The sequence below is a fragment of the Mycobacterium sp. smrl_JER01 genome, assembly GCF_048513595.2.
In the GTDB taxonomy this organism is placed as follows: Bacteria; Actinomycetota; Actinomycetes; order Mycobacteriales; family Mycobacteriaceae; genus Mycobacterium.
In genome coordinates this window covers 1,358,900-1,384,817 of sequence record NZ_JBLXXK020000001.1, presented here as the reverse complement: position 1 = coordinate 1,384,817, position 25,918 = coordinate 1,358,900, and the positions used below count along the sequence as shown (strand labels likewise).

The following is a 25,918-nucleotide window of genomic DNA, read 5'->3' as shown; positions in this document are numbered from 1 at the left end:
CCAGCTAGCGAAAGTCACGGGACTTCGAGGACACCCGCAGGTCGATCGGCCCCATCCGGTCGGCGACCACGGTGACCGCGCCGGTGGCGTTCTGCACGATACCGCGCACCACCAACGCCGTGGCGGTCTGCGCCAGCCTGCGATGGCGCGCCCAGACCCCTTGCGAGCAGAGCACATTGACCATTCCGGTCTCGTCCTCGAGGTTCATGAACGTCACCCCCTGTGCGGTGGCGGGGCGTTGCCGGTGGGTCACCGCTCCGGCCACCAGTATCCGGGTGCCGTCGGGCACCGACAGCAGTCGGTCGGCGGGCACCACCCCCAGCGCATCGAGGTCGGCGCGGAGAAACTCGGTCGGGTACCGGTCCGGCGACACCCCCGTCGCCCATACGTCGGCGACCGTGAGCTCCAGATCGGACATGCCGGGCAGCGACGGCACGTGTGACGCCGACCCGACTCCCGGCAGCCGGTCGGGCCGCTCGGTGGCCGCCGCGCCCGCAGCCCACAGTCCCTCACGCCGGGTGATCCCGAAACAACCCAGCGCCCCCGCGGTCGCCAGCGCCTCGGTCTGCGGCACGGACAACTGCACCCGCCTGGTCAGATCGGTCAGAGATGCGAACGGCCCGTGGGCCTTCCGCTCCTCGACCAGATGTTCGGCCAGTTCGGTGCCGATGTGGCGCACGCTACCCAGGCCCAGCCGGACGTCCAGCCCGCGGTTCTCCAGAGTGGCGTGCGCGAGACTGGCGTTCACGTCGGGTCCGTGCACGGCGACGCCGTGTCTACGGGCGTCGGCGACCAACGTCTGCGGCGAATAGAAGCCCATCGGCTGCGCTCGCAGCAGCGCGGCGCAGAACGCCGCGGGGTGATGCAGCTTGAACCACGACGAGTAGAACACCAGCGACGCGAAGCTCAGCGAATGACTTTCCGGGAAACCGAAATTGGCGAACGCCTCCAACTTCTCGTAGATCCGCTGGGCCACCTCGCCGGTGACGCCGTGCTTGTCGGCCATCCCGTCGAAGAACCGCCCGCGCAGCCGGCGCATCTTCTCGGTGGAACGCTTCGAACCCATCGCCCGGCGCAACTGGTCGGCCTCGGCCGGGGAGAATCCCGCGCAGTCGACGGCCAACTGCATGAGCTGCTCCTGGAACAGCGGCACCCCCAACGTCTTTCGGAGCGCCGATTCCATCGACGGATGGTCGTAAGTGACCGGCTCCTGCCCGTTGCGCCGTTTGATGTAGGGATGTACCGATCCGCCCTGGATCGGACCCGGCCGGATCAGCGCCACCTCGACCACCAGGTCGTAGAACATCCGCGGTTTGAGCCGGGGCAGGGTGGCCATCTGCGCCCGCGACTCCACCTGGAACACCCCGACCGAATCCGCGCGCTGCAGCATCTCGTAGACGGCCGGTTCGGACAGGTCCAGCTTGGCCAGGTCGACCTCGATGCCCTGGTGTTCGGCCACCAGGTCGATGGCGTAGTGCAGCGCCGAGAGCATACCGAGGCCCAGTAGGTCGAACTTCACCAAACCGATTGCCGCGCAATCATCCTTGTCCCATTGCAGGACACTGCGGTTCTCCATCCGGGCCCATTCGACCGGGCACACGTCGGCGATCGGACGGTCGCAGATCACCATGCCTCCGGAGTGGATTCCCATGTGCCGGGGCAGGTTGGAGATCTGCCTGGCCAGGTCGATCACCGCGTCGGGAATACCCTCGACATGGGTGGTGTCGGCCAGATTCCCCCACTGGCTGATCTGCTTGCTCCAGGCATCCTGCTGCCCCTGTGAGAACCCGAGCGCCCGCGCCATGTCACGCACCGCACTGCGACCCCGGTAGGTGATCACATTGGCGACCTGAGCGGCGTACTCCCGCCCGTAACGGTCGTAGACATACTGGATCGCGTGCTCGCGCAGATCGGATTCGATGTCGATGTCGATGTCCGGTGGCCCGTCGCGGGCCGGGGACAGGAAACGTTCGAACAGCAGACCGTTGGCGACCGGATCGACGTTGGTGACCTTGAGCGCGTAGCAGACCGCGGAGTTGGCCGCCGAACCCCGCCCCTGGGACAGGATGTTGTTCTCCCGACAGAACCGGGTGATGTCGTGCACCACCAGGAAGTAGCCGGGAAAGTTCAACGCCTCGATGACGGCCAGTTCGCGCTCGATCTGCGCGTACGCACGCGCAGCGCGCTCCGGGGGTCCGTAGCGCTCCAGGGCACCCTGCATCACCAGATGGCGCAGCCAGCTGTTCTCGGTGTGCCCGGCGGGCACGGCGAACGGCGGCAACTGCGGGGCGATCAGGTCCAGGCCGAAGGCGCATTGTTCGCCGATCTCGGCGGCCGCCGCCACCGCCTCGGGACACTGCGCGAACATCCGGGCCATCTCGTCTCCCGAGCGCAGATGCGAGCCGCCCAGCGGCGCAAGATGACCTGCGGCCTGCTCGACCGAGTTGCGGGCCCGGATCGCACCCATCGCCATCGCGAGCCTGCCACGTGCCGGCTCGGCGAAGTGCGCGGCCGTGGTGGCGACCACGCCGACCCCGAACCGGGGCGCCAGCGCGGCCAGTACCGCATTGCGTTCGTCGTCGAGCGGATGTCCGTGGTGGGTGAGTTCGACGCAGACCCGGTCCGCACCGAAGCGGTCGACCAGGCCGGCGAGCGCGGCCCCAGCCGCCTCTGGGCCTCCTGACGAAAGAGCTTGACGGACATGCCCTTTGCGACACCCGGTGAGGATCTGCCAGTGTCCTCCGGCGGCCTCGGTCAGCGCGTCGAAGTCGTAGCGCAGCACCCCCTTCTCACCGCCGGCCAGATGCGCCGCGGCCAGCTGCCGCGACAGCCGCCGGTAGCCTTCCGGCCCGCGGGCCAGCACCAGCAGGTGCGGCCCGGGCGGGTCCGCCACGTCGGTGCGGGTTCCCCCGCCCAGGGACAACTCCGCACCGAACACCGTGGCGACGTCGAGTTCCCGAGCCGCCTCGGCGAACCGCACCACCCCGTAGAGGCCGTCATGGTCGGTCAGCGCGATGGCCCGTAGCTCCAGCCGCGCCGCCTCCTCGACCAGTTCTTCGGGCGTACTGGCGCCGTCGAGGAAGCTGTAGGCCGAGTGCGCGTGCAGTTCGGCATAGGGCACCGAGGCTCCCGGTCGAGTCAGATCCGGCGCCTCATACCGTCCCCGCTTGCGCGACCAGGCCGGGCTGTCACCACCGTCACCGATCTGGGCATCGATCGGCCAGCCGGCGCGGCGTGGTTTTCCGTCCAGCACCCGCCGCATCTCGCCCCAGCTCGGCGGTCCGGTATGCCAACCCACCGAGCCAGTGTATCGAACACGCGTTCGACTGTCAGGCGGTCTTGCCGTCGAACCCGCCGCCGTCGAATCCGCCGCCGTCGCCGCCGTTGGCTTCGTCGCCGTCGCCCGCTTCGAGATCGGGGCGCAGCACATAACGGACCTGGTTACCGCCGGCCATCCGTGCCTGCTCGATGGCCTGGGTGGCGATACCGATCAGCTTGTCGAGGACGTCGTCGGGCGGTTCGGCGGCCAATGGCGGCAGCGGGGTGCAGACCACCCCGATGCTGGCCGTCAACCGCTGCGGTGTCGCCGCGATGGCACCGCGGATTCGCTCGACCAGCGGCGATGCGTCGACAGTGGTGAATGTGTCGGCAATGAGGAAGTCGTCGTCGGAGACGTGCGCGACGATCGCGTTGTGCCGGACCGTCTCGCGCAACGCCTGTCCGACCGTCACCCGGGCCCGGTTGCCGCCGCCGGATCCCGACAATCCCAGCAACAGCGAAAAGCTGTCCAGGTTCACCGCGACCACCACCAGATACTGGTCGTCACTGCGACTGCGCGACGCCAGCAGGGTGGCCACCGAGCGGTAGAACGCGTCGCGGTGCAGTAACCCGGTGAGCTGCTCGATGTCCCCGTGGTAGGCGTCCGGCTGGAGCAGCTTGATCACCGCGCGGCAGCAGAACGCGACGAAGATGTTGAGCAACAGCACCACCAGCAACGCACTGATCGCGAGCCACGGGTCCACCTGTACCTGCCGCACGAACAGCACACCGAGCACGACCGCACCCAGCGACCAGGTCAGCGCCAGCAGCCTGGCGGTGTGGAAACACACGACGAAAACGCTCAGCAGCACATACGTCGTCGCTCCCAGGAAGCCGACGACTGGACTCGACACCATCAGTGCCGACACCCCGATGGCAACCGACCCGAACACCACACAGATCAGCGACTGTGCTCTGGTGGGCCAATGATCGCGCAACCAGAACGTCGCCACCGCCAGCGCGCCGACGGCGATGACACCCGCGGCGATACGTGCAGGTAGCCCCGGAGAGCCGACGCTGCTGAACGTCATCCCGACCGGAAGCAGCCCCAGGGCCGCGATGCACACCGCCACCATGCGACAGGTCGCGGTCTGCAGTCCGCGCGCGGCCAGGACCGCAGTAAACCAGTAGTACTGATCGGAACGCCACAGCCCAGGGCCGATCGCGGAAGCGGATGAACTCCGCAAACCGTCAAACATCCGCCCACCCCCACTGAAAGCGTCCCGGCTCCAGTTCAATCACCCGGCGCATGGCGAACGCTACCAGTCCAGCAAACGAATTCACAGGATCAATATCAACTGCGCCGTCTCCCACCCCGATCAACCGGCGAACTCGACCTCGCCGTCCTCAAGCACCAGCCGGGCGCCGGATCCATCGGGACCGGCGGCCTCGGTGCGAAACACCGCGCGCCCGTGATCCAGGCGCCAGATCGAGGTGGTCAAGGTCTCCCCCGGGAAGACCGGCGACGTGAAGCGCGCCGTGATCGCGGTGATCCTGGCGGCGTCGCCGCCACCGAGTTCGCCGACGAGCGCGCGGCCGGCCACACCGTAGGTGCACAGCCCGTGCAGGATCGGTGTGGGGAATCCGGCCAACTGCGCGAACCACGGGTCGCTGTGCAGCGGGTTGCGGTCCCCCGAGAGCCGGTAGATCAGCGCCTGATCCGCCCGGGTGGGCAGCGCCACCCGGGCGTCGGGGTCACGCTCGGGAATCTGCGGTGCCTGCGGGCGTTGCCCGGGCCTGCCCCCGAATCCACCCTCACCGCGGATGACCAGCGTGGTGAGCGTTTCGGCGATCGCCTTCCCGGAGTCGGGGTCGGTGCCGGTGGCCTTGAGCATGACGATCGCGTTCTTGCCTTCCCCCTTGTCCTGGATGTCGGCCACTTCGCTGACGACGCTGAGCGTGCCGGCCGGCGGCAGCGGCGCGAACACCCGGATGCTCTGTGACCCGTGCAGCAGCCTGCTGAAGTCGAACGACCCGATTTTGCTCGCGGCGCCGGCCGGTGAGCAGGCGATCACCGCGTAGGTCGGGAGCACCTGCTGGGCGATGTCGTGACTGTTCTCGGTGGTGAAAGCGAGGTCGTCCACACCGGCCCCGACGCCGAGCGCGTACAGCAGGGTGTCGCGATCGGTCCAGGTGAACTGGTGCGGGGACGTCGTCGCGCCAATGGCGTCGGGGTCGATCGGCATGGCCCGAGAGTAGCCCCTGGGATGGGCCCCCGAGGTCGGCCGTTGTTGACGGAGCGACCGGCGCGGGCGACCATGTCCGCATGCGCTATGTCGTTACCGGCGGTACCGGGTTCATCGGCCGTCGGTTGGTCAGCGAATTGCTCACCCGTCCCGACACCACCGCGGTGCATGTGCTGGTCCGGCGCGAGTCCCTGGGACGGTTCGAACGACTGGTCCGCCACTGGGACGACGTCCGGGTGCGGGCGCTCATCGGAGATCTCACCGTCCCCGACCTCGGGCTCGCCGAGGCGGACGTCGACGGTCTCGGGGGCATCGACCATGTGGTGCACAGCGCGGCGATCTACGACATCACCGCCGCGGCGGACCGGCAGCGCGCCGCGAACGTCGAGGGCACCCGGGCGGTGATCGCGCTGGCCCACCGACTGGACGCGACGTTGCACCACCTGTCCTCGATCGCGGTCGCGGGCACGTACCGCGGGGTGTTCACCGAGGACGACTTCGACGTCGCGCAGGATCTACCCACGCCCTACCACCGGACCAAGTTCGAGGCCGAGCTGCTGGTGCGCTCGGCAGCGGGGCTGCGCTTCCGCATCTACCGCCCTGCGGTGGTGGTCGGCGACTCCCGCACCGGGGAGATGGACAAGATCGACGGTCCGTACTACTTCTTCGGCCTGTTGGCCAAACTCGCCGCCCTGCCCAGCTTCACCCCGATGCTGTTGCCCGACGTCGGCCGCACGAACCTGGTCCCGGTCGACTTCGTGGTCGACGCCGTCGTGGCGCTGATGCACACCGACGGCCGCGACGGCCAGACCTTCCACCTGACCGCACCGAAGACGACCGGCCTGCGCGGCATCTACCGCGCGGTGGCCCCGGCGGCGGGTCTGCCACCCCTGGTCGCGCCACTGCCCCGCGCGGCCGCCGCGCCGCTGCTGCAGGTCACCGGACGGGCCAAGGTGCTGCGTGACATGGCCGCCACCCAGCTGGGTGTCCCGGGTGAGATCCTCGACGTCGTCGAACTGGCACCGAGGTTGCGCTGCGCGCACACCGAGGCGGCTTTGCACGGATCCGGGATCAGCGTGCCGGATTTCGCGTCGTACGCGCCGGCGCTGTGGCGCTACTGGGCGCGTCACCTCAACCCGGACCGGGTCCGACGCGACGATCCGGCAGGACCTCTGGTCGGCAAGCACGTCATCATCACCGGCGCCTCGAGCGGTATCGGTCGCGCCTCGGCGATCGCGGTGGCAGCCCGTGGGGCGACGGTGTTCGCAGTGGCGCGCAACGCCGACGCTCTCGATGAACTCGTGGCCGAGATCCGCGGCTCCGGCGGCGACGCACACGCGTTCACCTGTGACGTCACCGACTCCGCAGCCGTCGAGCACACCATCGGCGACATCCTCGGCCGGTTCGGGCACGTCGACTATCTGGTCAACAATGCGGGCCGGTCGATCCGGCGCTCGGTGGCGGCCTCCACCGACCGGTTACACGATTACGAACGGGTGATGGCGGTCAACTACTTCGGACCGGTGCGCATGGTGCTGGCGCTGCTGCCGCACTGGCGGCAACGCCGGTTCGGACACGTCGTCAACGTCTCCAGTGCCGGCGTGCAGGCCACCAGCCCGAAGTACAGCGCCTACGTGCCCAGCAAGGCCGCCTTGGATGCGTTCGCCGAAGTGGTTGGCACCGAGACGCTTTCGGACCACATCACATTCACCAACATCCACATGCCGCTGGTCAGGACGCCGATGATCGCCCCGTCCCGTAGGCTCAACCCGATGCCGCCGATCTCTGCCGAACACGCTGCCGCGATGGTGGTGCGCGGGTTGATCGACAAACCCGCGCGCATCGACACCCCGGTCGGCACACTGTCCGATCTCGGCCGGTATCTGACTCCGAGGCTGTCCCGGCGAGTGCTGCACCAGCTCTACCTCGGCTACCCGGATTCGGCCGCGGCGCGCGGTATCGCGCAGGACCGTGCCACCGCAGGTCAGGCCACTGTGGGCCGGGGCGAGCCCAGGCGGCGGCCCCGACGCCCGGCCCGCCCGGAGCCCGCGCTGCGGGTGCCGCGGCCGGTCAAACGGGCGGTGCGACTGGTGCCCGGCGTGCACTGGTGAGCGACGCCGCGCGCACCGCCGACCCGATCGGCGGCGGACGACACCCGGTCTTCGTCGACGTCGACACCGGCGTCGACGACGCGATGGCGCTGGTGTACCTGTTCGGCAGTCCCGAGGTGGATCTGGTCGGCATCGCCAGCACCGCGGGAAACGTTGGCGTGCAGGACGTCTGCCGGAACAACCTGGCGCTGCTGGAGCTGTGCGGGATCACCGGCGTCCCGGTGTCGAAGGGTTCCGAGACGCCACTGAGCGCTCCGCTGCGCACCGCGCAGGACACTCACGGCCCGCAGGGCCTCGGCTACGCGCGGCTGCCCTCGCCTGCCGCGGACCCAACCGGTTACGACGCCGCGCAGGCGTGGGTGCGTGCCGCCCGCGCCCATCCCGGCGCACTGATCGGCATCGCGACCGGTCCGCTGACCAATCTGGCGTTGGCGCTGCGCGCCGAACCGGAACTGCCGCAGTTACTGCGACGGTTGGTGATCATGGGCGGGGCGTTCGACTACCGGGGCAACACCACGCCGGTGGCGGAGTGGAACGTCAGCGTCGACCCGGAGTCGGCGGCCGAGGTGTTCGCGGCCTGGGCCGGGCCCGAGTTCGATGCCGGCGCCGATACGGATCAGCTCCCGATAGTGTTGGGGCTCAACCTGACCGAGAACGCCGAGATGACCCCGCAGCTGCTGAGCCGCCTGGCCGCCGCCGCCGGTTCGACGTCCACCCCGATGTCGGAGCTCGACGTCCGCGGCACCCTGTCGACGGCGTCCAATCCGCTGATCCGGGTGCTCGAAGACGCGATGCGGTTCTACTTCGAGTTCCACCACGACCAGGGCGAGGGGTACCTCGCCCATCTGCACGACCCGTTGGCTGCCGCCGTGGGGCTGGACACCGCACTGGTGCGCTGCCGTCCGGCACCGGTGGACGTCGAGCTGACGGGGACGCTCACCCGGGGTATGACGATCGCCGACTGGAGCCGACGCTGGGGACGAAAGCCCAACGCCCGCATCGGAACCGAGGTGGATCCGACCCTGTTCTTCGACCGGTTCATCACCCGGGTGGGCGCATTCGCCCGGCAGCTGCCCGAGGTCAGTCGTCGGTGACCACCAGCGTGACCTCGATATTGCCCCGGGTGGCATTCGAGTAGGGGCAGATCTGGTGCGCCTTCTCGGCCACCTTGACCGCCGTGTCATGGTCGACGTTGGGCAGGGTGATCTCCAGCTCGACGGCCAATTCGAAGCCCCCCTGACCGTTCTGGCCGATCGCAACCCGCGACCCGACAGCGGAGTCGGACACGTCGACCTTGTCCTGCCGGCCGACCAGCCGCAACGCGGAGTGGAAGCAGGCGGCGTAGCCGACGGCGAAGAGCTGCTCGGGGTTGGTGCCGTTGCCGCTGCCGCCCATCTCCTTCGGGATGGCAAGATCGAGATCGAGCCGGCCGTCGGAGGTGCGGCCGTGGCCGTCGCGCCCCTCGCCGGTGGCCAGCGCCTCTGCGGTGTAGAGCGGTTTCTGCATGGATTTGCCTCTCTTAGGAATTGCTTGGCTTTACTGAACTCTCGGGGTGGCCCGAGGTGATTGGGGTGTCGCTCGGTGCGGAGTCGGTGAGCGACGCGGTGAGCCGGGCGATCGAATTGCGCAGGTCGGCGGCCTCGTCGGCAGTCAGACCCGTCAGGCTGAAGAGCTGCTCGGGGATACAGCCCGCCTTGCGCTGCATCCGCGCGCCGGCGGCCGTCAAGGTCACCTCGACCTGACGTTCGTCGGTTGCACTGCGGCGGCGGCGCACGATTCCGCCCGCCTCCATGCGTTTGAGTAGCGGAGACAGGGTGCCGGAATCGAGTTGGAGCCGGTCACCGAGGCGGCCGACCGAGATGCTGCCCTCCTCGCCGAGGACGAGAAGCACCAGATACTGCGGATAAGTCAGGCCGAGCTCGGCCAGCAGCGGACGGTAGGCCGCGGTCATGGCCCGCGAGGCCGAGTACAGCGCGAAACAGAGATGTTCGTCGAGACTCAGAGGCGCCATGGCGAAAACCATAGTGCACAACTGAATTGTGCACAATCAGTATGTGACGCTACTCATAGACTCCTTCGAGGTACCACTGTCGGTGCCGGTAACACAGCAGTAGAGCCTGCGCCGGATCAGCGCCCACGAGCACCTGCGCCCTGGCCGTTCTGCCGTTCTTCGCCGGCGCCGGATCCCACCACCGCTCGTCTACCGGCCAAGGGCCCGCCCACCACGACAACCGACCGGACCGCCCCGGCGCCTGCAACCGCGAGGGATCGGTGGAGAACAGCCCACGCCCGGTCACCCGTACCGGATCCCCCCGGGCGTCCAACAGTTCGACAGGATCGTCGAGCAACACCGCGGGTGACGGTTCAGGCAACCGACCCGGCCACGGTTGGGTCGGATCCGCCTGGGGCACAAGCTCATCGCCGAGCGGTGTGAAGGTGATGCGTTCGGCCGGCCCACGTCCCCCACTGAGCACCGGCACCTTGACGGCCTCCGGACCCAGCAGCCCCTGCACCCGCACCAGCGCGCGCCGCGCGCGCAGCCTGTCCTCCTCGCCGACCCCACCCCACAGCGGTAACTGCAGAGCCTCGGCCGACACCACTTCCACCGGCCGCAGCCGCAACACCGTGATCGGCGCCGCGGGCCGATCCTGCGGATGACGACGGTTCAGCCACCCGTCCAATTGCCAGCGCACCCGATCGGCGGTGGCATCCTCGGTCAACGGTTCCGCACATCGCCAGACGCGTTCCAACTCCTGCCCGGAGGCGGTGACGGCGTGGATGGCCAGCCGGGTACACCCCACGCCCGCGGCCGCCAGACTGCGGTGCAACTCCCCCGCCAGCGACCGCCCGGCGAAGGCGGCTGCGTCGACCCGTTCGACGGGTGGGTCGCAATTCATCACCACGTCGAGCTCGGCTTCGGGTTCACGCCCCGAGGGGCCCCTCGCCGATTCACCACGAGCGATGCGATGTGCCGCCACGGCGTCGGCGCCGAACCGGGACGCCACATCGCTGCGTGGAAGCTCGGCGAACTGACCTATCGTCCGTATTCCCATACGCCACAACAGATCCGTCAGATCTCTACGCGGATCCGCGGCCAGGCTCGGCTCAGCCGCCAGCTGCCGGATGGACAGTTCCGACAAGAAGCCGGCATCGCCTCCCGCGTCGATGATCCGCCCCGCCCTGGCGGCGAAGACCGCGGTGGGCAGCTGGTCGGCAACCCCGACCTGACATTCGACCCCTGCGGCGGCGACCGCGTCGACCAGCCGTTCTGCGGCGGTCTGTTCGGAGCCGAAGTACCGAGCCACCCCACGCACCGACAGTGCCAGCAGACCGGGCCGCAACACCTCCGCGCGCGGTACGAGATCGTCCACCGCGGCCGTGACGTTCTCGAAATGCCTGGCGTCCCGGGCCGGATCGGCAGTCACCACGTGCAATTCCGGGCATCGAGCCTGAGACTCCCGGCGTCGCAGACCGCGGCGCACCCCTACCGCGCGTGCGGCCGCCGAACAGGCGATGACCCGGTTGGCGAGGGTGACCGCGACGGGCACGGTCGCCGGCAGACCGGCCGCCGCCGCAGCGGCGACGGCAGGCCAGTCCATACACCACAGCGCCAACACCCTGGACGGCGTCATCATCCGCCCACAGCGCGTGCCGGATGCCCGACGGCCCGGCCGCGGGCCCGCATGGCCAACCGCACCCGGCTGATCCGCCCACACCCGGGGTGGGGTGACCCACCGTGCCCACCGTGCCCACCGTGCCCACCCGCGATCTCATAACCGCTGACCCGTGCCTCCAGCCGGGCCGAGGCCCCCTGCCAGTCACCGTCGGTGACCAACAGGGTGCAGCCGCGCTGACGGGCCCGGGCCACCACTGCCCTGGCCCGGGTCGCCGGCACCGTCCGGCCACCAAGCCCCAGGACCACCAGGTCCATTCCGTCCATCAGGACCGCGGCCACCTCGACCGGATCGGCACCGGGTTCCGGGATGACCGCGATCCGGCTCAGATCGGCACCCATCTCCACCGCCGCCAACAACCCCACATCGGGCTGGCCGATGATCGCGACATGACCGCCCTCGGCGGTCACCGCCGCGACCAAGCGCAACTGCAGCGATCGGGCTCCCGAGAGCACCGCCACCGTGCCGCGCGGCAACGAATCCGGAAGCAGTTCAGCCAGGGAATCGGGCACCGGCAGCAAACAATCCGGAGATCCAGAAGACGCGTCAGGCCCCGCAGTGGACGTCGCCATCCGCCGCGTCCCACCCACCTTGGATGAAACCGATGCGATCTGCTTGCGGAGCTGTTCGACCTGTTCAGCGCGGGTGGCAGGACACCGCTTCAGGCTTTGTGGCGTCGTCACAGCAGTACCTTTCACACCATCCGACACATCCGTTGTTCGAAACTTTGTTCGATGTCGCCAGTAAACACCCACCCACCGACAGCGTCAACCAGACCAACGCTGCCATCACCAAATAGTGACATTGACAAATGTCACTATTTGGAGTTGTATCCGTCACATGCTCAGCGCCGAGTCGGCAGTCGACCAACTGCAGCGTGGTTCCCGGCGATCGCGCGGTGCCGCATTCGCCAGCAGCCTGACCCTGCGACCCCTCAGCACCGTGCTCCCACCCGAGCAGGCGTGGGGTCTGTGGGCCTCCCGGCAGATCGTCGCCCGCATCATGGACACCTTCGGTCCGTCGCTGGCCGGCAGCACCACCGAACCGGTGGACACCGTCACCACCGCGGGGCGCCGCATCGTCGGCGAATGGGTCTGGGGCCACGGAGTGGACCGTCGGCGCGCCGAGGGGGCGATCTATTTCGTCCACGGCAGCGGTTACGCCCTGTGCTCCACGCGCACGCACCGCCGCCTCGCCGCCTGGCTGTCCCGACTGGCCGACGTCCCGGTGTTCAGCATCGACTACCGCCTGGCGCCCCGGCACCGATTTCCCACCGCCGCAGACGATGTCCGCAATGGGTGGGACTGGCTCACCGGAGACCACCGGATCGCCCCCGAGAAGATCGTCGTCGCAGGTGACTCGGCGGGTGGTCACCTCGCCGTCGACCTGATGCTGCAGTCCGATGTCAGCCACCCTGCGGCAATGGTGCTGATGTCCCCGCTGGTCGATCTGACCTTCCAGCTGGCCCGCTCCCGCGAAGCACACCGGCCCGACCCCGCGATCCGGTCCCGCGACGCCGCGCGCCTGGTGGAGTTGTATTGCACCGGAACCGAATCCGACCACCCCCGGCTTCAACTCGACATAGCCGGCGGGCGCACGCTACCTCCGACGCTGATCCAGGCCGGCGGTGCGGAGATGCTCGCCGCCGACGCGATCACACTCGCCGAGGACCTGCAGGCCGCCGGCGCCCGGTGCGAGCTACAGATCTGGCCCGACCAGGTGCACGTCTTCCAAGCCCTGCCACGACTCACACCCGAGGCCGCGCCGGCGATGCGCGCCATCGCAGCCTTCATCACCGACACCCTGCGCTCCGAGCGCATCGAACAGGCGGGTTGAACCATGTGGCCTTTCGGCACCAAGCGCTCCCAGGGCGCCGACGCGGTGATCACCGGCGCCGGCAGCGGTATCGGCGCAGCCTTCGCCGCCGAGTTGTCGCGCCGCGGCGGCCGGGTGGTGTGCAGCGACATCGATCTCGGCGCCGCCACCGCCACCGCCGAGGCGATCACCGCCGGCGGCGGGACCGCAATCGGGCTGCACTGCGATGTGACCGTCGCCGACGAGGTACATCGCCTTGCCGACGAGGCACAGTCGTGGTTCGGCGGCCCACCCACCCTGGTCATCAACAACGCCGGGGTCGGCGCGGGCGGCGCCGTCATCGGGGCCGCCGAACTCTCCGACTGGAAGCGGGTCCTTGACATCAACCTGTGGGGCCCGATCCACGGTTGTCATGTCTTCGCACCGATCCTGCGCGCGGCCGGCCGACCCGCCGGCATCATCAACGTCGCATCCGCTGCCGCGTTCGGCGCCGCGCCCGGCATGGCCGCCTACAACGTCAGTAAGGCCGGCACCTTGTCCCTGTCGGAGACCCTGGCCGCCGAACTCGCCGGCACCGGCGTGCACGTCACGGTGCTCTGCCCCACCTTCGTCAAGACCAACATCGTCAAGGCCGGAGCCGCATCCGGTGCCATCACTTCGCAGTCCAGCGATCTCGCCGACCAGCTGATGCGCTGGATCGGCTTCTCCTCCGAACGCGTCGCCCGCACCTGCCTGGACACCCTGGACCGCGGCGGCCTCTACTGCATGCCCCAGCCGGAAGCCAGAATCGGTTGGGGCATCAAACGTTTCACCCCGACGGTGTATACCCGCGCCGCCGGGCTAGCCACCCGCGTCACCACCTAGGAGGATCAATGGCGATCGACATGGACGTCATGCTGGCCAAAATCAAGGACCGGCAGTGGGCGCTGGCCGACATCGACTGGGACGCACCCGGCGCCGAGAAGATCACCGACGAGCAGCGCCCCAAACTGAAGGCGTTCATGGCCGATCTCTGCTGGATCGAGAACATCGGGGCGCGCGGCTTCGCGGCGCTGGCCAAGAAGGCGCCCACCCCGACGATCGCCGAGATCTACCGCTACTTCCACGCCGAGGAGCAGCGGCATGCCAACGCCGAACTGGCACTGATGAAACGGTGGGGCATGCTCGACGACGGAGCGGCGGGAGATGGGCGGGTCGAGATGCCCGAACCCAACGTCAACATCCGGCTGGCGATGGACTGGCTGGACACCTACGCCGACAACATGTCGCTGTCGATCCTGGGCACCGTGATCCCGATGCTGGAGGTCGCCCTCGACGGCGCGTTGCTGAAATTCCTGCTCGAAGAGGTCGACGACCCGGTGTGTCACCAGGTCTTCGAGAAGATCAACAACGATGAATCCAGGCACATCGCGGTCGATTTCGAGGTTCTCAACATGATCGGCCATGCCGACCTACGCCGGCTGGCCATCGAGTTCGTCGGCAATGTCGCCACCCCCGGCCTGATCATCGGCGCCCTGATGTACATCCCGCTGCTCAACCGGATCCGCAACGAGATCGTCGGCATGGGTTTGGAGCCCGAACGGCTCTACAACGCCGTGAAGCGGTTCCAAACTCTCGGCGAGCGCGGGGAGTTCACCCACCGGGTGCCGACCTACCGGGTACTGCGCCGGCACGCCGCGATGGTGGTCAAACCACGCCATCCCTACCACCTGCTGGCCAACTCCATGGTCTGGGCATCCGACCTCTATCCCCGGGTGCTGCTCAAACCGATCCCGAGTTGGTTCAAAGAACTCACCCACGAACCGGCGGCCTGACCGTGCCCACAACCAAGACAATCCACAACACCCTGATCGTCGGCGCCGGCTTCACCGGCCTGGGTACGGCGATCAAGCTGAAACAAGCCGGCGTCGACGACATCGTCATCGTCGAACGCGGCGACCGGGTCGGCGGCACCTGGCGCGACAACACCTATCCCGGTGTGGCCTGCGATATCCCGTCGCTGCTGTACTCGTTCTCGTTCGTCAAGAACCCGTCGTGGTCACGCGCCTACCCGTCGGGCTCCGAGATCTGCGAGCACATCGAGGACATCGCCGACCAGCACGCCCTGCGGCCATTGATCAGGTTCGACACCGAGATCACCGGGCTGAGCTTCGACGGGCAGGCCGGAGTCTGGACCGCCACAACCAACAGACGCAAGCGGATTCAGGCCCGCACGGTGGTGCTGGCCTCGGGACCGCTAGCCGATCACACGTTCCCCGACATCCGGGGTCTGGACAGTTATCAGGGGCACAAGATCCACAGTGCGGCCTGGGATCACGACTACGACCTCACCGGTAAGCGGGTGGCGGTGATCGGCACCGGCGCGAGTGCGGTGCAGATCGTGCCGGAGTTGGTCGACAAGGCGGCTTTCGTCAAGGTCTTCCAGCGCACCCCCGGCTGGGTATTGCCCCGGCTCGACGTGCCGATGCCCGCAGCGCTACAGGCCCTGTTCGCGAAAGTACCTGTCGCCCAGGAACTCGCTCGCCAGGCGCTGTACTGGGGGCACGAAGCGAGTGCCGCGGCGCTGGTGTGGAACACACCGATCAGCCGGCTGGTCGCCCAGCTGGGCAAGGTCCATCTGCATCAGCAGGTCAAGGACCCCTGGATGCGTCGCCAGCTGACCCCCGACTTCACTCCGGGCTGCAAACGGATGCTGATCTCCAGCGACTACTACCCCGCGCTGCAGCGGGACAACTGCAAGCTCATCGACTGGCCGATCGCCACGCTGAGCCCGGCCGGCATCCGCACCAGTGACGGCGTCGAACACCATCTCGACGCCATCGTGTTCGCCACCGGTTACGACGTGCATCTGTCCGGACCGCCGTTCCCGGTCAGCGGGCTGGACGGGCGTTCACTGCAACACGAGTGGGCAGCCCACGCCGAGGCGTACAAGAGCGCCAGCGTCCACGGCTACCCCAATCTGTTCTTCATGACCGGTCCCAACTCCGGTCCGGGACACAATTCGCTGCTGGTCTACGTCGAGGGGCAGATCGCCTACGCGGTCCGCGCGATCACCACGATCCTCAACGAAAACCTGCGCTACCTCGACGTGCGCGCCGACGTGCAGCGTCGCCACAACGAGCACATCCAGCGGCGGCTGGCCAAGACGACCTGGATGTCAGGGTGCACCAGCTGGTACCTGACCGCCGACGGTTTCAACGCCTCGATGTACCCGGGCTTCGCGACACAGTATCTTCGACAGATGCGACAGTTCCGGTTCGAGGACTACACCGCGGTAGCGCACCAAGCGCGGCCACGGATGGCGATCTCGACGGCCTGAGAAACAACCTTCGATGTCGGGGCCGATCCAGACCATCCTGCGGCGGGTTCGCCGCGGCTCTCGCGACGTCGTCGAGAACGCGGTGTCGCAGTTGTTCGACGCTGCGGTGCAACCACACGCGGTCGCCGATTCCGGCGAATACCGGATCGACGATCTGGCGCGGCTGGCGGGGACCACCACCCGCAACATCCGGGTGTACCGCGATCGGGGTCTGCTACACCCGCCGCTGCGGGTGGGCCGGATCGCGCTGTTCAACGACACCCACCTGACGAGGCTGCGGCTGATCACCTCGTTGCTGGACCGTGGCTACAACATCGCCCACGTCAAGGAGATGCTCTCGGCGTGGGAACAGGGTAAGGATCTCGGCGACATGCTGGGCCTTGAGTCGGCGATAGCGGGCAGCTGGGCAACCGAGAAGCCGCAACGTATGCCGGTGACCGCCGCGCGTCGACTCATCGCCGACGAGGCCGGCTTCGACCGGCTGGTCTCGCTGGGCATCATCCGGCTCGAGGATGACGAACAGGCCACCATCGTGCGACCGACGTTGGTGGAGGCGTTCACCGAGATCCGCCAGTACGGGGTGGCTTTCGGCAAGCTCATCGACATCCACGAACAGGTGAGCCCGCTGCTCGACCAGATCAGCGCGATTCTGGTGCAGGCGGGCCTCGAAGAGGTCGTCGACAAGATCAACCCCGGCGCCGCCCTGCCCGACGATGTCGAAGTCGCCCAACTGATCACCACCCTGGTGCGGTTCCGCACCCAGGCCGTCACCGCGGTCGGGGCCACCTTGGCATCCTCGATCGAATCGCAGGTGGAATCCGTGGTCGCGCAGATGCTCGGCGACCTGATCGAGAAGCAGACAGCCGCCGGAGAGTAGAGCCACTATCCTGCGAGCGTGCACGACGATCTGTGGGACGCCGCGACCCGACACCGCTTCCTCGATCAGGTGCGGGACGGCACCATCGGCGACTCGGAGTTCAACCGGTGGCTGGTCCAGGACGCGTTGTTCATCGCCGACCTGCTCACATTCCAGGCACGCCTGCTGGCGCGCGCGCACCGGACCGCACAGTCCACACTGGCAGCCGGGTGTAGCGCGCTGGTGGACGAACTCGACTGGTTCGACGAACAGGCGGCCCGCCGCGGGATCGACCTGGACCGGCCCGCACTGCCGGCGACGCTGGCCTACCGGGAGCTTCTGCAACGACTCGACACCGCCGCATTCGATCGTGCCCTGACCGCACTGTGGGTCATCGAAGAGGTCTACCTGCGCGCATGGACCACGGCGACGTCAGAGTCCTCACCTTTCGGCGAATTCATCACGCACTGGACCGATCCCGGCTTCGCCGCATACGTCCAGGACCTCCGCGACCTGGCCACCCCGGACGGTCACGCCGAGGTGATCGCCGAGGTGCTCACTCTCGAAATCGCCTTCTGGGACATGGCGCTGAGCACTAGCTGAGGTGAACCTCGCGGCTCGCATCGGCACTCATCTCGGTGCGACGTCTCTCCTGTTGCGGGCAATCGCCAGGGCGGCGACGGCCTCACTCCCACTCGATGGTGCCCGGGGGCTTGCTGGTGATGTCGAGCACCACCCGGTTGACCTCGGGCACCTCGTTGGTGATCCGTGTCGAAATGCGCTCCAGCACTTCGTAAGGGACCCGTGTCCAATCCGCGGTCATCGCGTCCTCGCTGGACACCGGACGCAGCACGATGGGATGACCGTAGGTCCGGCCGTCGCCCTGCACACCCACCGAGCGGACGTCGGCGAGCAGCACCACCGGGCACTGCCAGATCTGGTGGTCCAGCCCCGCCGAGGTCAGTTCCTCACGGGTGATGGCATCGGCCCGGCGCAGCGTGTCGAGCCGGTCGGCGGTGACCTCACCGACGATCCGGATTCCCAGACCGGGGCCCGGGAAGGGCTGGCGCGCAACGATTTCCTCCGGCAGGCCGAGTTCCCGGCCCACCGCCCGGACCTCGTCCTTGAACAGTAACCGCAGTGGTTCGACCAGGGTGAACTTCAGGTCCGCAGGTAACCCGCCGACATTGTGGTGACTCTTGATGTTGGCCGCACCGGATCCGCCACCGGACTCCACCACGTCGGGATAGAGCGTGCCCTGCACCAGAAACTCGACCTCGCCGTCGACGGCGCCCAGCGTGTCACGCACCGCGCCTTCGAAGGCCCGGATGAATTCGCGGCCGATGATCTTGCGCTTACCCTCGGGATTGGTCACGCCCGAGAGCGCCTCCAGGAAGCGGTCGGCGACATCGACGGTCACCAGATTGGCGCCGGTCGCGGCGACAAAATCACGCTGCACCTGCGCGCGCTCGCCGGCGCGGAGCAAACCATGGTCGACGAACACACACGTGAGCCGGTCTCCGATGGCGCGCTGCACCAGCGCGGCGGCCACCGCCGAATCGACCCCGCCGGAAAGTCCGCAGATCGCGCGGCCGTCACCGACCTGGGCGCGCACCTGCTCGACCAGCGCGTCGGCGATGTTGGCCGGGGTCCAGGTCGCGTCGATTCCGGCGAATTCGTGGAGGAACCGGCTGAGCACCTGCTGACCGTGCGGGCTGTGCATCACCTCGGGGTGATACTGCACGCCGGCGAGCCTGCGGCCCGGGTTCTCGAACGCCGCCACCGGGGCACCCGCGCTGGTGGCGACCACCTCGAAACCCTCGGGGGCGGCCGTCACCGCATCCCCGTGACTCATCCACACCGGCTGCGTCTCGGGCAGGTCGGTATGCAGTTGCCCACCAGCCACTCTCAGTTCGGTGCGGCCGTACTCGCTGGTTCCGGTGTGCGCGACGGTGCCGCCGAGCGCCTGCGCCATCGCCTGAAATCCGTAGCAGATACCGAAGACCGGGACGTCGAGGTCGAACAGGCCCGGGTCCAGCTGCGGAGCACCCTCGGCGTAGACGCTGGCCGGCCCGCCGGACAGCACGATGGCGCGGGGTTCGCGGGCCTTGATCTCCTCGACGGAGGCGGTGTGCGGGACGACCTCGGAGTACACCCGCGCCTCGCGGACACGCCGAGCGATCAGCTGTGCGTACTGCGCGCCGAAGTCGACGACCAGGACCGGGCGGGGGGCTGCAGATTCCACCGGGTCAGTCTAGTGAGCCGGCCCGGCCAGCGTGATCGCCGGAGTGCCTGCAGGTCGGCACACCCCCCCTGCCGCCGACCCGCGGCAGCACTGCCGACGATCACGCTGATTCCCCCAGGGCTCTTTCGAGCACTGGCAACGCTAGCCCGCGGCCGTCGACCCTGTCTGTCGACCGAACGGCCGATATCGGTTGCCGTTCGGCCGTCAGAACGATCGCCCGCCGCCGCTGACAGAGGTCGCCGCCGCTAGTAGAAGTCGCCGCCGCTAGTAGAGGTCGCCGCCGCTAATAGAGGTCATTGAGACTGAGGATGCCATCCTCGATGGCGCGCGCCAGCAGTGCTGACTTCGTCGGGGCGGGCCGGCCTACGCCGGCGTACTTCGCCCGCGCCCGCTGCAGGTGAGTGCGCACCGTCGTCGGTGCGATGAACAGCCGCTTGGCGACGAGGTCCTTGCTCTCGGTCTGAAACCACGCCACCAGGACCTGCATCTCCCGCTCGGTGAGTTTGATCCGCCCGACGGTGCTGTCGTTGAGCATTGCCTTGCCCATCCGCGGGCCCACATAGGGCGTTGCGGTGTGGGCGGAATGGATCGCCTCGATCAGGTGCCTTTTGCCCTCGGACTTCACCAGGTAGGTCACCGCGCCCAGATCCAGGCACCGCAGAATCACCTCGTCGGTGGTGATGTGGGAGTACACGACGACACGTTGATCGCGGTCGGCAAGCGCGGACAGCGTCTGAAAGTCGGGCCGGTTGCCTTCGATCTGCAAATCCAGCAGCACCACATCGACTTTGCCGTCGCCGGACGGGTACTTCGCGAAGTACTCAGCCGGCCGCAGGAAACTGTCGACGAGTTCGATCGGCGGGTCAGCGTCCTTGCACCACGCCTGAATTCCTGCGTGCACGACATCGTGATCGTCGATGATCGCGATACGCACCGGTCGCCGCGCCTCGTTCTCGCGGGACATCCCCCGGCACCTCCCCCCAACAAGACAGCTGCGACAGATGTCTCCTACCCTGCGGATATTTAAACGCAGCCCGCGGGCCCGCCGCGATGGGAAAGCCCGACGTCGTTGCGAGCGGCACCGCTCGGCTGCCCGCCACATCGCGCCTCCGCGGTGGCGTAACGCTGGGCAAACCGCGCTGACCCTGGGCTGAGAACCCCCCAGGACGGCGGTAACGCCCACCTCAGCGAATTAGTACGTTCGACTGACACGAATGCGACCGGCAAGCCCGTCGATCACCTATGTGCAAGCGGGCCACCGTCGGGCAGACAACGCATCGGTTTCGCTGGGACGGACCGTGGCGACGTTCGAGCTCCGGCACGGCGCCCCTCAGGGTGACGCCGAGGTCGCCATGTCCGGTCGTGAGTTGTGGCGCCTCACAGGCCCCAGCGGCACCAGTCGCCGTCAGCGGGTCACGATGAGTTCGTGTTCCCCGGTCGCCCATGCGGACTCGAAGGTGTCGATACTGACCTGTTCGCCACGGGTGTCGTCGCCGCCGCTGTCGCCGAGATAGACGATGTCGTTGTCGAAGTCGATCGCGGCGACGGTGATCATGTGGCCACAGTTGGTCCGGTCCCCATCGGTGTCCCAGATGATGCGGGAGTTCACGCACACCATCGCCTGCTGCCCGTTACCGAGATAGTCGGCCAGCGCGTCGATGCCGGTGTCGAGTCCGCCGGCGGCGGCCTCATCATCGTTGGTGTAGTCGGCGTCGATTCCGAAGTGCTTGAGCAGCAACAGCAGATCCGTCGAGCAGGTGCCGTGCCCGACGCCACCGTCGGCCGGGTCGATACTCTCGTCGTACACCGGCTCCCCCGGGGAGCACTGGCTCGGGGTGTCGGCGGCCAGGTCGATGATCTCGCGCTCGGTGGGCGGATCGCCGGTGATTTCGCCGACCACCATGCGGGTGGCCATCAGACCGCAGTCACCTTCACTCTGTTGCTCCCAGAACCGGGTGGCTGCTTCGGGATCGCCGAAGACGCCGCCGACGATCTCGGTGCCGGCCTCCTCGGGCATCCCCTCGGCCTTGTCGCCGGCGGCATCGAACTGTCGGGCCGACCGTGTCCCGTCATGCCCGCGGCAGGTGAAGTTGGGGGCTGCCACCGAAGCAGCCGCCGCCGATGACGGCGCCGGAGTAGCCGGTGTCTGGGGTGTGGCGCTGGAACCGCACGCAACCCCGAACGCCACCGCCCATCCGGCGACAACCGCAACGGCGAGTTCGCTTCTCGAGAGTAGAGCCACCCCGAGAAGCTAACAGAACTAACCCGCTGAGCTGACCGGTTCGATCGGGATCCGACGCAGCGCCGCGGGCGCATCCGCGGGCACCACCGGGCTCTTGGGCTCGATCGGCGACAACCGCCGATACGGCTGGCCCTGCTGCGGTCGCAGATCGTCCTCGCCCTTGTTCGGCCACAGCGACGCCGCCCGTTCGGCCTGCGCGGTGATCGAAAGCGACGGGTTCACACCGAGGTTCGCCGAGATCGCGGCGCCGTCCATCACCGACAGCGTCGGGTAGCCGTACACGCGCTGATAGGGGTCGATCACCCCGCGCTCAGGGCTCTCGCCGATCGCCGCGCCGCCGAGGAAGTGCGCGGTCAGTGGAATGTTGAACAGTTCACCCCAGGTCCCGCCCGCGACGCCGTCGATCTTCTCGGCGATGCGCCGGGTCACCTCGTTGCCCGCCGGGATCCAGCTCGGATTGGGTTCGCCGTGACCCTGCTTGCTGTCGAGCATCCGGAAGCCGAACCTGGTCTTGCGGGTGAACGTGGTGATCGAGTTGTCCAGGTGCTGCATCACCAGCGCGATCATGGTGCGTTCGCTCCAGCGGCGCGGATTGAGCAGGCGCAGCGTCCCCCGGGGATCCTCGCGCGCGGTCACGAGCAGCTGACGCCAGCGCGGGACATCGGTACCGAGCGGACCGGTGCCGTCGGTCATCAACGTCTGCAGCAGGCCCATCGCGTTGGAGCCTTTGCCGTAGCGCACAGGTTCCACATGGGTGTCCGAGGTCGGGTGAATCGAGGAGGTGATCGCGACACCGTGGGTGAGGTCGAGATCGTCACCGACCTTCAGCCGTCCGGCGCCGACGATGGACTCGGAGTTGGTGCGGGTGAGCACGCCGAGTTTGTCGGACAGCTTCGGCAGCTTTCCGGCGTCGCGCATCTTGAACAGCAGCTTCTGGGTGCCATAGGTGCCCGCAGCCAGGATCACGTGGTTGGCAGTGAACGTCTTGCGGCGTCGCCGCAGCTTGCCGCCGGTGCGCGCGGTCCGGACCTCCCACAGCCCGTCGGCACGCTGTTCGAAGCCGGTGACCATGGTGAGCGGATGCACGTGCGCACCGGCTTTCTCGGCCAGTCCGAGATAGTTCTTCAGCAGGGTGTTCTTGGCCCCGTAGCGGCAGCCCGTCATGCAGGAGCCACACTCGATGCATCCGGTGCGCGCCGGACCGGCACCGCCGAAGTAGGGGTCGGGCACGGTCTTCCCCGGGGTCTTCTCGTTGTCGGGACCGAAGAACACCCCGACCGGGGTCGGCACGAAAGTGTCGCCGACGCCCATGTCCTCGGCGACCTCCTTCATGATCCGGTCAGCATCGGTGAACGTCGGGTTGGTGACCACGCCGAGCATCCGCTGCGCCTGGTCGTAGTGCGGCATCAGTTCGGCGCGCCAGTCGGTGATGGCCTTCCACTGCGGGTCGTTGAAGAACGGTTCCGGCGGCACGTACAGCGTGTTCGCGTAGTTCAACGATCCGCCGCCGACCCCGGCGCCGGCCAGGATCATCACGTTGCGCAGCAGGTGGATGCGCTGGATCCCGTACATGCCGAACTGCGGGGCCCACAGGAACTTCCGCAGGTTCCACGACGTCTTGGCGAACTCCTCGTCGGCGTAGCGACGACCGGCTTCCAGCACGCCGACGCGGTAGCCCTTCTCGGTCAGGCGCAGCGCGCTTACGCTGCCGCCGAACCCCGAGCCGATGATCAGCACGTCATAGTCAGGCTTCATCGACCCAGTATGAACTTACCGGCCGGTAGACCGCTAGACAGGCATGCCTAATTTGTAAAGAAGATCTGGTCTGGGCGCCGCGCGGCCCCTTCGCCGCCGAGCCCGAGTGTGACGATGTCTTCACGCTCGGACCCGTCTGCGCGGATACCTTCACACCCGGCCGTCGCTCACGGCCCGCGCGCCCGCCCGACGGGCACCTGGTGTCGGACTGCGTCGGCACACTGCGCCCATGGGGGAACCATTCAGGGGCAGCGAAGCCGTGACCTGCGGTATGACCTGGGGTGAGCTGCAGCGCAACCACGTGCGGCTGTTCCGTGACGTCTACATCGCCGCCGATGCCGAGTATCACGGCGGCGACGCGAGCGCGCGCGGGGTGGCTGTGGTCAGGGCGCACGGCGACCGTCGCGGGACGGTCCGCGGCGGCAGTGCACGGCGCCGCCTGGATCGACGCCGGTGACCCGGTGGAACTGATCCACCACAATCGCCACCGTCTACCGGGACTGCGTATCCGCGGCGACACCATCAGCGACGACGAGGTCGCGGTCATCGACGGCATGGCGGTGACGACACCGGCGCGCACAGCGCTCGACCTGGCGTGCTGGTATCCGCGGTTGGAGGCGGTGACTGCCATCGACGCCTTGCTGCGTGCCACCGGTCTCGATGTCGCCGAGGTCGCCGCGCTTGCCGATCGGCATCCCGGCCGACGCGGGATCGTCTCCGCCCGACGAGTCCTGCAGACAGCCGACCCGGGCGCGCAGTCGCCGAAGGAAACCTATGTGCGGCTGCTGCTGATCGACGATGGTTTGCCGCCGCCGGCCACCCAGATCCCGGTGCGCGACGACACGGGCTCGATCGTCGCCTATCTCGACATGGGCTGGCGCGACCTCAAGGTCGCCGTCGAGTACGACGGCGAACAGCACCGCACCATGCGGTCGCAGTACCGCTGGGATGTGCGCCGACTCGAAATCGCTGCCCGACGCGGTTGGATCGTGATCCGGGTACTCGCCGGCGACGACCCCGCCGACATCGTGCGGCGGGTGCGCGCGGCGCGTGCGCGGCGGATGCCTCGTCCACCGCAACTGCACCGCCCAGCGTGAAGATGTCGGCACATCTGGAGCCGAGCGTGACGATGGCTTCACACTCGCTGCAGTCCGACCACGACGGCGGGCCCGCAGCACGGCACCTCAGCCGCCGCCGCAGCACGGCACCTCAGCCGCCGCCACAGCTCGGAACCTCAGCCGCCGCAGCACGGCACCTCAGCCGCCTCAGCTGCCGACGGTGAGACCGACCTTCTGGAATTCCTTCAGATCGCAGTAGCCGGCCTTGGCCATGGACCGCGCCAGCCCGCCGACGAGGTTCAGCGAGCCGAACGGATCGTCGGACGGGCCGTTGAGCACCTGATCGAGCGACGGCCGCTCCTCGTCGGCCACCTGCAGCAGCGCGCCGCGCGGCAGCGACGGGTGCGCTGCTGCGGCCGGCCAGAACCAGCCGCCGCCGAGCGCCTCGGCCGACACCGCCAACGGGGTGCCGAGCACGACCGCGTCGGCCCCACAGGCGATGGCCTTGGCCAGATCGCCGGAGGTGTGGATGTCACCGTCGGCCAGCACATGCACGTAGCGCCCGCCGGTCTCGTCGAGGTACTCCCGCCGTGCCGCCGCGGCATCGGCGATCGCGGTGGCCATCGGCACGCTGATGCCCAACACCTCGTCGGAGGTCGTCACCCCCGACGTCGAGCCGTAACCGACGATGACTCCGGCCGCCCCGGTACGCATCAGGTGCAGCGCGGTCCGGTGGTCGAGCACACCGCCGGCCACCACCGGTACGTCGAGTTCGGAGATGAACGTCTTGAGGTTGAGCGGCTCACTGTTCTGGGCCACCCGTTCGGCGGAGATGATGGTGCCCTGGATGACGAGCAGGTCGATGCCGGCAGCCACCAGCGTCGGCGTCAGCGATTGCGCGTTCTGCGGGCTGACCCGCACCGCGGTGGTGACCCCGGCTTCCCGGATGCGCGCCACGGCGGCGCCGAGCAGGTCGAGATCCAGTGGGGCCGAATGCAATTGCTGCAACAGCCGGGTCGACGCCGACGGGTCCGGATCGTTGTCGGCGGCCTCGACCACCTGCGCGATCTTGTCCTCGACGTCGGCGTGGCGACCGATGAGCCCCTCGCCGTTGAGCACGCCCAGTCCGCCGAGCCTGCCCATCTCGATCGCGAACTCCACCGACACCAGGGCATCGGTCGGATGTGCCAGCACCGGGATCTCGAAGCGGTACGCGTCGAGCTGCCACGCCGTCGACACGTCCTTCGACGAACGGGTGCGCCGGGACGGCACGATGTTGATGTCGCCGAGTTCGTAGGTGCGACGGGCGGTCCGGCCCATGCCGATCTCCACCATGTCT

20 protein-coding genes and 1 pseudogene are annotated in these 25,918 nt (G+C 68.2%); 9 read left to right on the top strand and 12 right to left on the bottom strand.

The features are described from left to right. Positions 1-4: 4 nt before the first annotated feature. The 3 genes from ACNUDN_RS06605 to ACNUDN_RS06595 form a co-directional block, all read right to left on the bottom strand. A complete protein-coding gene (locus tag ACNUDN_RS06605; RefSeq protein ID WP_419121202.1) occupies positions 5-3,298 on the bottom strand; it encodes an error-prone DNA polymerase in 3,294 nt (1,097 codons plus the stop codon). A 31-nt stretch (positions 3,299-3,329) separates the two neighbouring features. Then, positions 3,330-4,517 carry a GGDEF domain-containing protein gene (locus ACNUDN_RS06600; protein ID WP_419121201.1) on the bottom strand — a complete coding sequence of 396 codons (1,188 nt, stop codon included), beginning with the start codon at positions 4,515-4,517 and terminating at the stop codon, positions 3,330-3,332. A 120-nt stretch (positions 4,518-4,637) separates the two neighbouring features. Beyond that, the gene (locus tag ACNUDN_RS06595) at positions 4,638-5,504 is read right to left on the bottom strand and encodes a MaoC/PaaZ C-terminal domain-containing protein (protein WP_419121200.1); all 867 of its coding nucleotides are present in this window, start codon (positions 5,502-5,504) and stop codon (positions 4,638-4,640) included. Between the two features lie 80 nt (positions 5,505-5,584). Here ACNUDN_RS06595 and ACNUDN_RS06590 point away from each other — a divergent pair, with 80 nt between their 5' ends. Continuing rightward, positions 5,585-7,615, top strand: coding sequence for an SDR family oxidoreductase (locus ACNUDN_RS06590; protein ID WP_419121199.1), 2,031 nt, complete (start codon positions 5,585-5,587; stop codon positions 7,613-7,615). Positions 7,616-7,641: 26 nt separating this feature from the next. Next, entirely contained in the window at positions 7,642-8,709 is a 1,068-nt protein-coding gene (locus ACNUDN_RS06585) for a nucleoside hydrolase (RefSeq protein ID WP_419125038.1), read from the top strand. Here the strand turns inward: ACNUDN_RS06585 and ACNUDN_RS06580 are convergent. Genes ACNUDN_RS06580 through imuA' form a run of 4 tightly spaced genes read right to left on the bottom strand, consistent with a single transcriptional unit; the run spans position 8,696 to position 11,972 of the window. Then, positions 8,696-9,121: an organic hydroperoxide resistance protein gene (locus ACNUDN_RS06580; protein WP_419121198.1), complete on the bottom strand. Its 426-nt coding sequence runs from the start codon at positions 9,119-9,121 to the stop codon at positions 8,696-8,698. The two genes, ACNUDN_RS06585 and ACNUDN_RS06580, sit on opposite strands and share 14 nt — an antisense overlap. Positions 9,122-9,134: 13 nt before the next feature. Further along, complete coding sequence (locus ACNUDN_RS06575) at positions 9,135-9,626, bottom strand: MarR family winged helix-turn-helix transcriptional regulator (RefSeq protein WP_419121197.1); 492 nt, start codon at positions 9,624-9,626, stop codon at positions 9,135-9,137. Positions 9,627-9,675: 49 nt separating this feature from the next. After that, entirely contained in the window at positions 9,676-11,250 is a 1,575-nt protein-coding gene (locus ACNUDN_RS06570) for a DNA polymerase Y family protein (RefSeq protein WP_419121196.1), read from the bottom strand. Further along, positions 11,247-11,972: a DnaE2-dependent mutagenesis accessory factor ImuA' gene (gene imuA' / locus ACNUDN_RS06565; protein WP_419121195.1), complete on the bottom strand. Its 726-nt coding sequence runs from the start codon at positions 11,970-11,972 to the stop codon at positions 11,247-11,249. The genes ACNUDN_RS06570 and imuA' overlap by 4 nt, the downstream gene beginning before the upstream one ends. A gap of 157 nt (positions 11,973-12,129) precedes the next feature. Here imuA' and ACNUDN_RS06560 point away from each other — a divergent pair, with 157 nt between their 5' ends. Genes ACNUDN_RS06560 through ACNUDN_RS06535 form a run of 6 tightly spaced genes read left to right on the top strand, consistent with a single transcriptional unit; the run spans position 12,130 to position 17,882 of the window. Continuing rightward, on the top strand, positions 12,130-13,125 hold the full coding sequence (locus ACNUDN_RS06560) for an alpha/beta hydrolase (RefSeq protein WP_419121194.1): 996 nt from the start codon (positions 12,130-12,132) through the stop codon (positions 13,123-13,125). A gap of 3 nt (positions 13,126-13,128) precedes the next feature. Further along, on the top strand, positions 13,129-13,968 hold the full coding sequence (locus tag ACNUDN_RS06555; protein ID WP_419121193.1) for an SDR family NAD(P)-dependent oxidoreductase: 840 nt from the start codon (positions 13,129-13,131) through the stop codon (positions 13,966-13,968). Positions 13,969-13,976: 8 nt separating this feature from the next. Further along, positions 13,977-14,918: a ferritin-like domain-containing protein gene (locus ACNUDN_RS06550; RefSeq protein WP_419121192.1), complete on the top strand. Its 942-nt coding sequence runs from the start codon at positions 13,977-13,979 to the stop codon at positions 14,916-14,918. Positions 14,919-14,920: 2 nt separating this feature from the next. Next, positions 14,921-16,423 (top strand): flavin-containing monooxygenase, encoded by a 1,503-nt coding sequence (locus ACNUDN_RS06545; protein WP_419121191.1) that lies wholly within the window; start codon positions 14,921-14,923, stop codon positions 16,421-16,423. A 13-nt stretch (positions 16,424-16,436) separates the two neighbouring features. After that, positions 16,437-17,300 carry a MerR family transcriptional regulator gene (locus tag ACNUDN_RS06540; protein WP_419121190.1) on the top strand — a complete coding sequence of 288 codons (864 nt, stop codon included), beginning with the start codon at positions 16,437-16,439 and terminating at the stop codon, positions 17,298-17,300. An 18-nt stretch (positions 17,301-17,318) separates the two neighbouring features. Beyond that, on the top strand, positions 17,319-17,882 hold the full coding sequence (locus tag ACNUDN_RS06535; protein ID WP_419121189.1) for a TenA family protein: 564 nt from the start codon (positions 17,319-17,321) through the stop codon (positions 17,880-17,882). Between the two features lie 82 nt (positions 17,883-17,964). Here the strand turns inward: ACNUDN_RS06535 and guaA are convergent, their stop codons facing one another. The 4 genes from guaA to ACNUDN_RS06515 all read right to left on the bottom strand — a co-directional run bounded on the left by guaA (position 17,965) and on the right by ACNUDN_RS06515 (position 23,521). Beyond that, on the bottom strand, positions 17,965-19,524 hold the full coding sequence (guaA, locus tag ACNUDN_RS06530) for a glutamine-hydrolyzing GMP synthase (RefSeq protein ID WP_431959557.1): 1,560 nt from the start codon (positions 19,522-19,524) through the stop codon (positions 17,965-17,967). 283 nt (positions 19,525-19,807) lie between these two features. Next, positions 19,808-20,488, bottom strand: a complete 681-nt coding sequence (locus tag ACNUDN_RS06525) for a response regulator (protein WP_419121188.1) — start codon at positions 20,486-20,488, stop codon at positions 19,808-19,810. A gap of 441 nt (positions 20,489-20,929) precedes the next feature. Then, entirely contained in the window at positions 20,930-21,766 is an 837-nt protein-coding gene (locus ACNUDN_RS06520) for a cysteine peptidase family C39 domain-containing protein (protein ID WP_419121187.1), read from the bottom strand. A gap of 18 nt (positions 21,767-21,784) precedes the next feature. Then, on the bottom strand, positions 21,785-23,521 hold the full coding sequence (locus tag ACNUDN_RS06515) for an FAD-dependent oxidoreductase (RefSeq protein WP_431959554.1): 1,737 nt from the start codon (positions 23,519-23,521) through the stop codon (positions 21,785-21,787). A 229-nt stretch (positions 23,522-23,750) separates the two neighbouring features. On the opposite strand from ACNUDN_RS06515, the pseudogene ACNUDN_RS06510 reads away from it, so the two are divergent. Further along, positions 23,751-24,618 (top strand): annotated as a pseudogene (locus ACNUDN_RS06510) (type IV toxin-antitoxin system AbiEi family antitoxin). A 168-nt stretch (positions 24,619-24,786) separates the two neighbouring features. Here ACNUDN_RS06510 and ACNUDN_RS06505 read toward each other — a convergent pair. Next, entirely contained in the window at positions 24,787-25,914 is a 1,128-nt protein-coding gene (locus tag ACNUDN_RS06505; protein WP_419125036.1) for a GuaB3 family IMP dehydrogenase-related protein, read from the bottom strand. Positions 25,915-25,918 lie beyond the last annotated feature (4 nt).

What these genes read in the sequence shown, in the direction of transcription:
- ACNUDN_RS06515 (WP_431959554.1), bottom strand. Translation starts at nt 23,521, where the DNA reads ATGAAGCCTGACTATGACGTGCTGATCATCGGCTCGGGGTTCGGCGGC.
- ACNUDN_RS06580 (WP_419121198.1), bottom strand. Translation starts at nt 9,121, where the DNA reads ATGCAGAAACCGCTCTACACCGCAGAGGCGCTGGCCACCGGCGAGGGG.
- ACNUDN_RS06555 (WP_419121193.1), top strand. Translation starts at nt 13,129, where the DNA reads ATGTGGCCTTTCGGCACCAAGCGCTCCCAGGGCGCCGACGCGGTGATC.
- ACNUDN_RS06525 (WP_419121188.1), bottom strand. Translation starts at nt 20,488, where the DNA reads ATGTCCCGCGAGAACGAGGCGCGGCGACCGGTGCGTATCGCGATCATC.
- ACNUDN_RS06505 (WP_419125036.1), bottom strand. Translation starts at nt 25,914, where the DNA reads ATGGTGGAGATCGGCATGGGCCGGACCGCCCGTCGCACCTACGAACTC.
- ACNUDN_RS06560 (WP_419121194.1), top strand. Translation starts at nt 12,130, where the DNA reads ATGCTCAGCGCCGAGTCGGCAGTCGACCAACTGCAGCGTGGTTCCCGG.
- ACNUDN_RS06600 (WP_419121201.1), bottom strand. Translation starts at nt 4,517, where the DNA reads ATGTTTGACGGTTTGCGGAGTTCATCCGCTTCCGCGATCGGCCCTGGG.
- ACNUDN_RS06575 (WP_419121197.1), bottom strand. Translation starts at nt 9,626, where the DNA reads ATGGCGCCTCTGAGTCTCGACGAACATCTCTGTTTCGCGCTGTACTCG.
- ACNUDN_RS06540 (WP_419121190.1), top strand. Translation starts at nt 16,437, where the DNA reads ATGTCGGGGCCGATCCAGACCATCCTGCGGCGGGTTCGCCGCGGCTCT.
- ACNUDN_RS06570 (WP_419121196.1), bottom strand. Translation starts at nt 11,250, where the DNA reads ATGATGACGCCGTCCAGGGTGTTGGCGCTGTGGTGTATGGACTGGCCT.
- ACNUDN_RS06595 (WP_419121200.1), bottom strand. Translation starts at nt 5,504, where the DNA reads ATGCCGATCGACCCCGACGCCATTGGCGCGACGACGTCCCCGCACCAG.
- ACNUDN_RS06550 (WP_419121192.1), top strand. Translation starts at nt 13,977, where the DNA reads ATGGCGATCGACATGGACGTCATGCTGGCCAAAATCAAGGACCGGCAG.
- ACNUDN_RS06590 (WP_419121199.1), top strand. Translation starts at nt 5,585, where the DNA reads ATGCGCTATGTCGTTACCGGCGGTACCGGGTTCATCGGCCGTCGGTTG.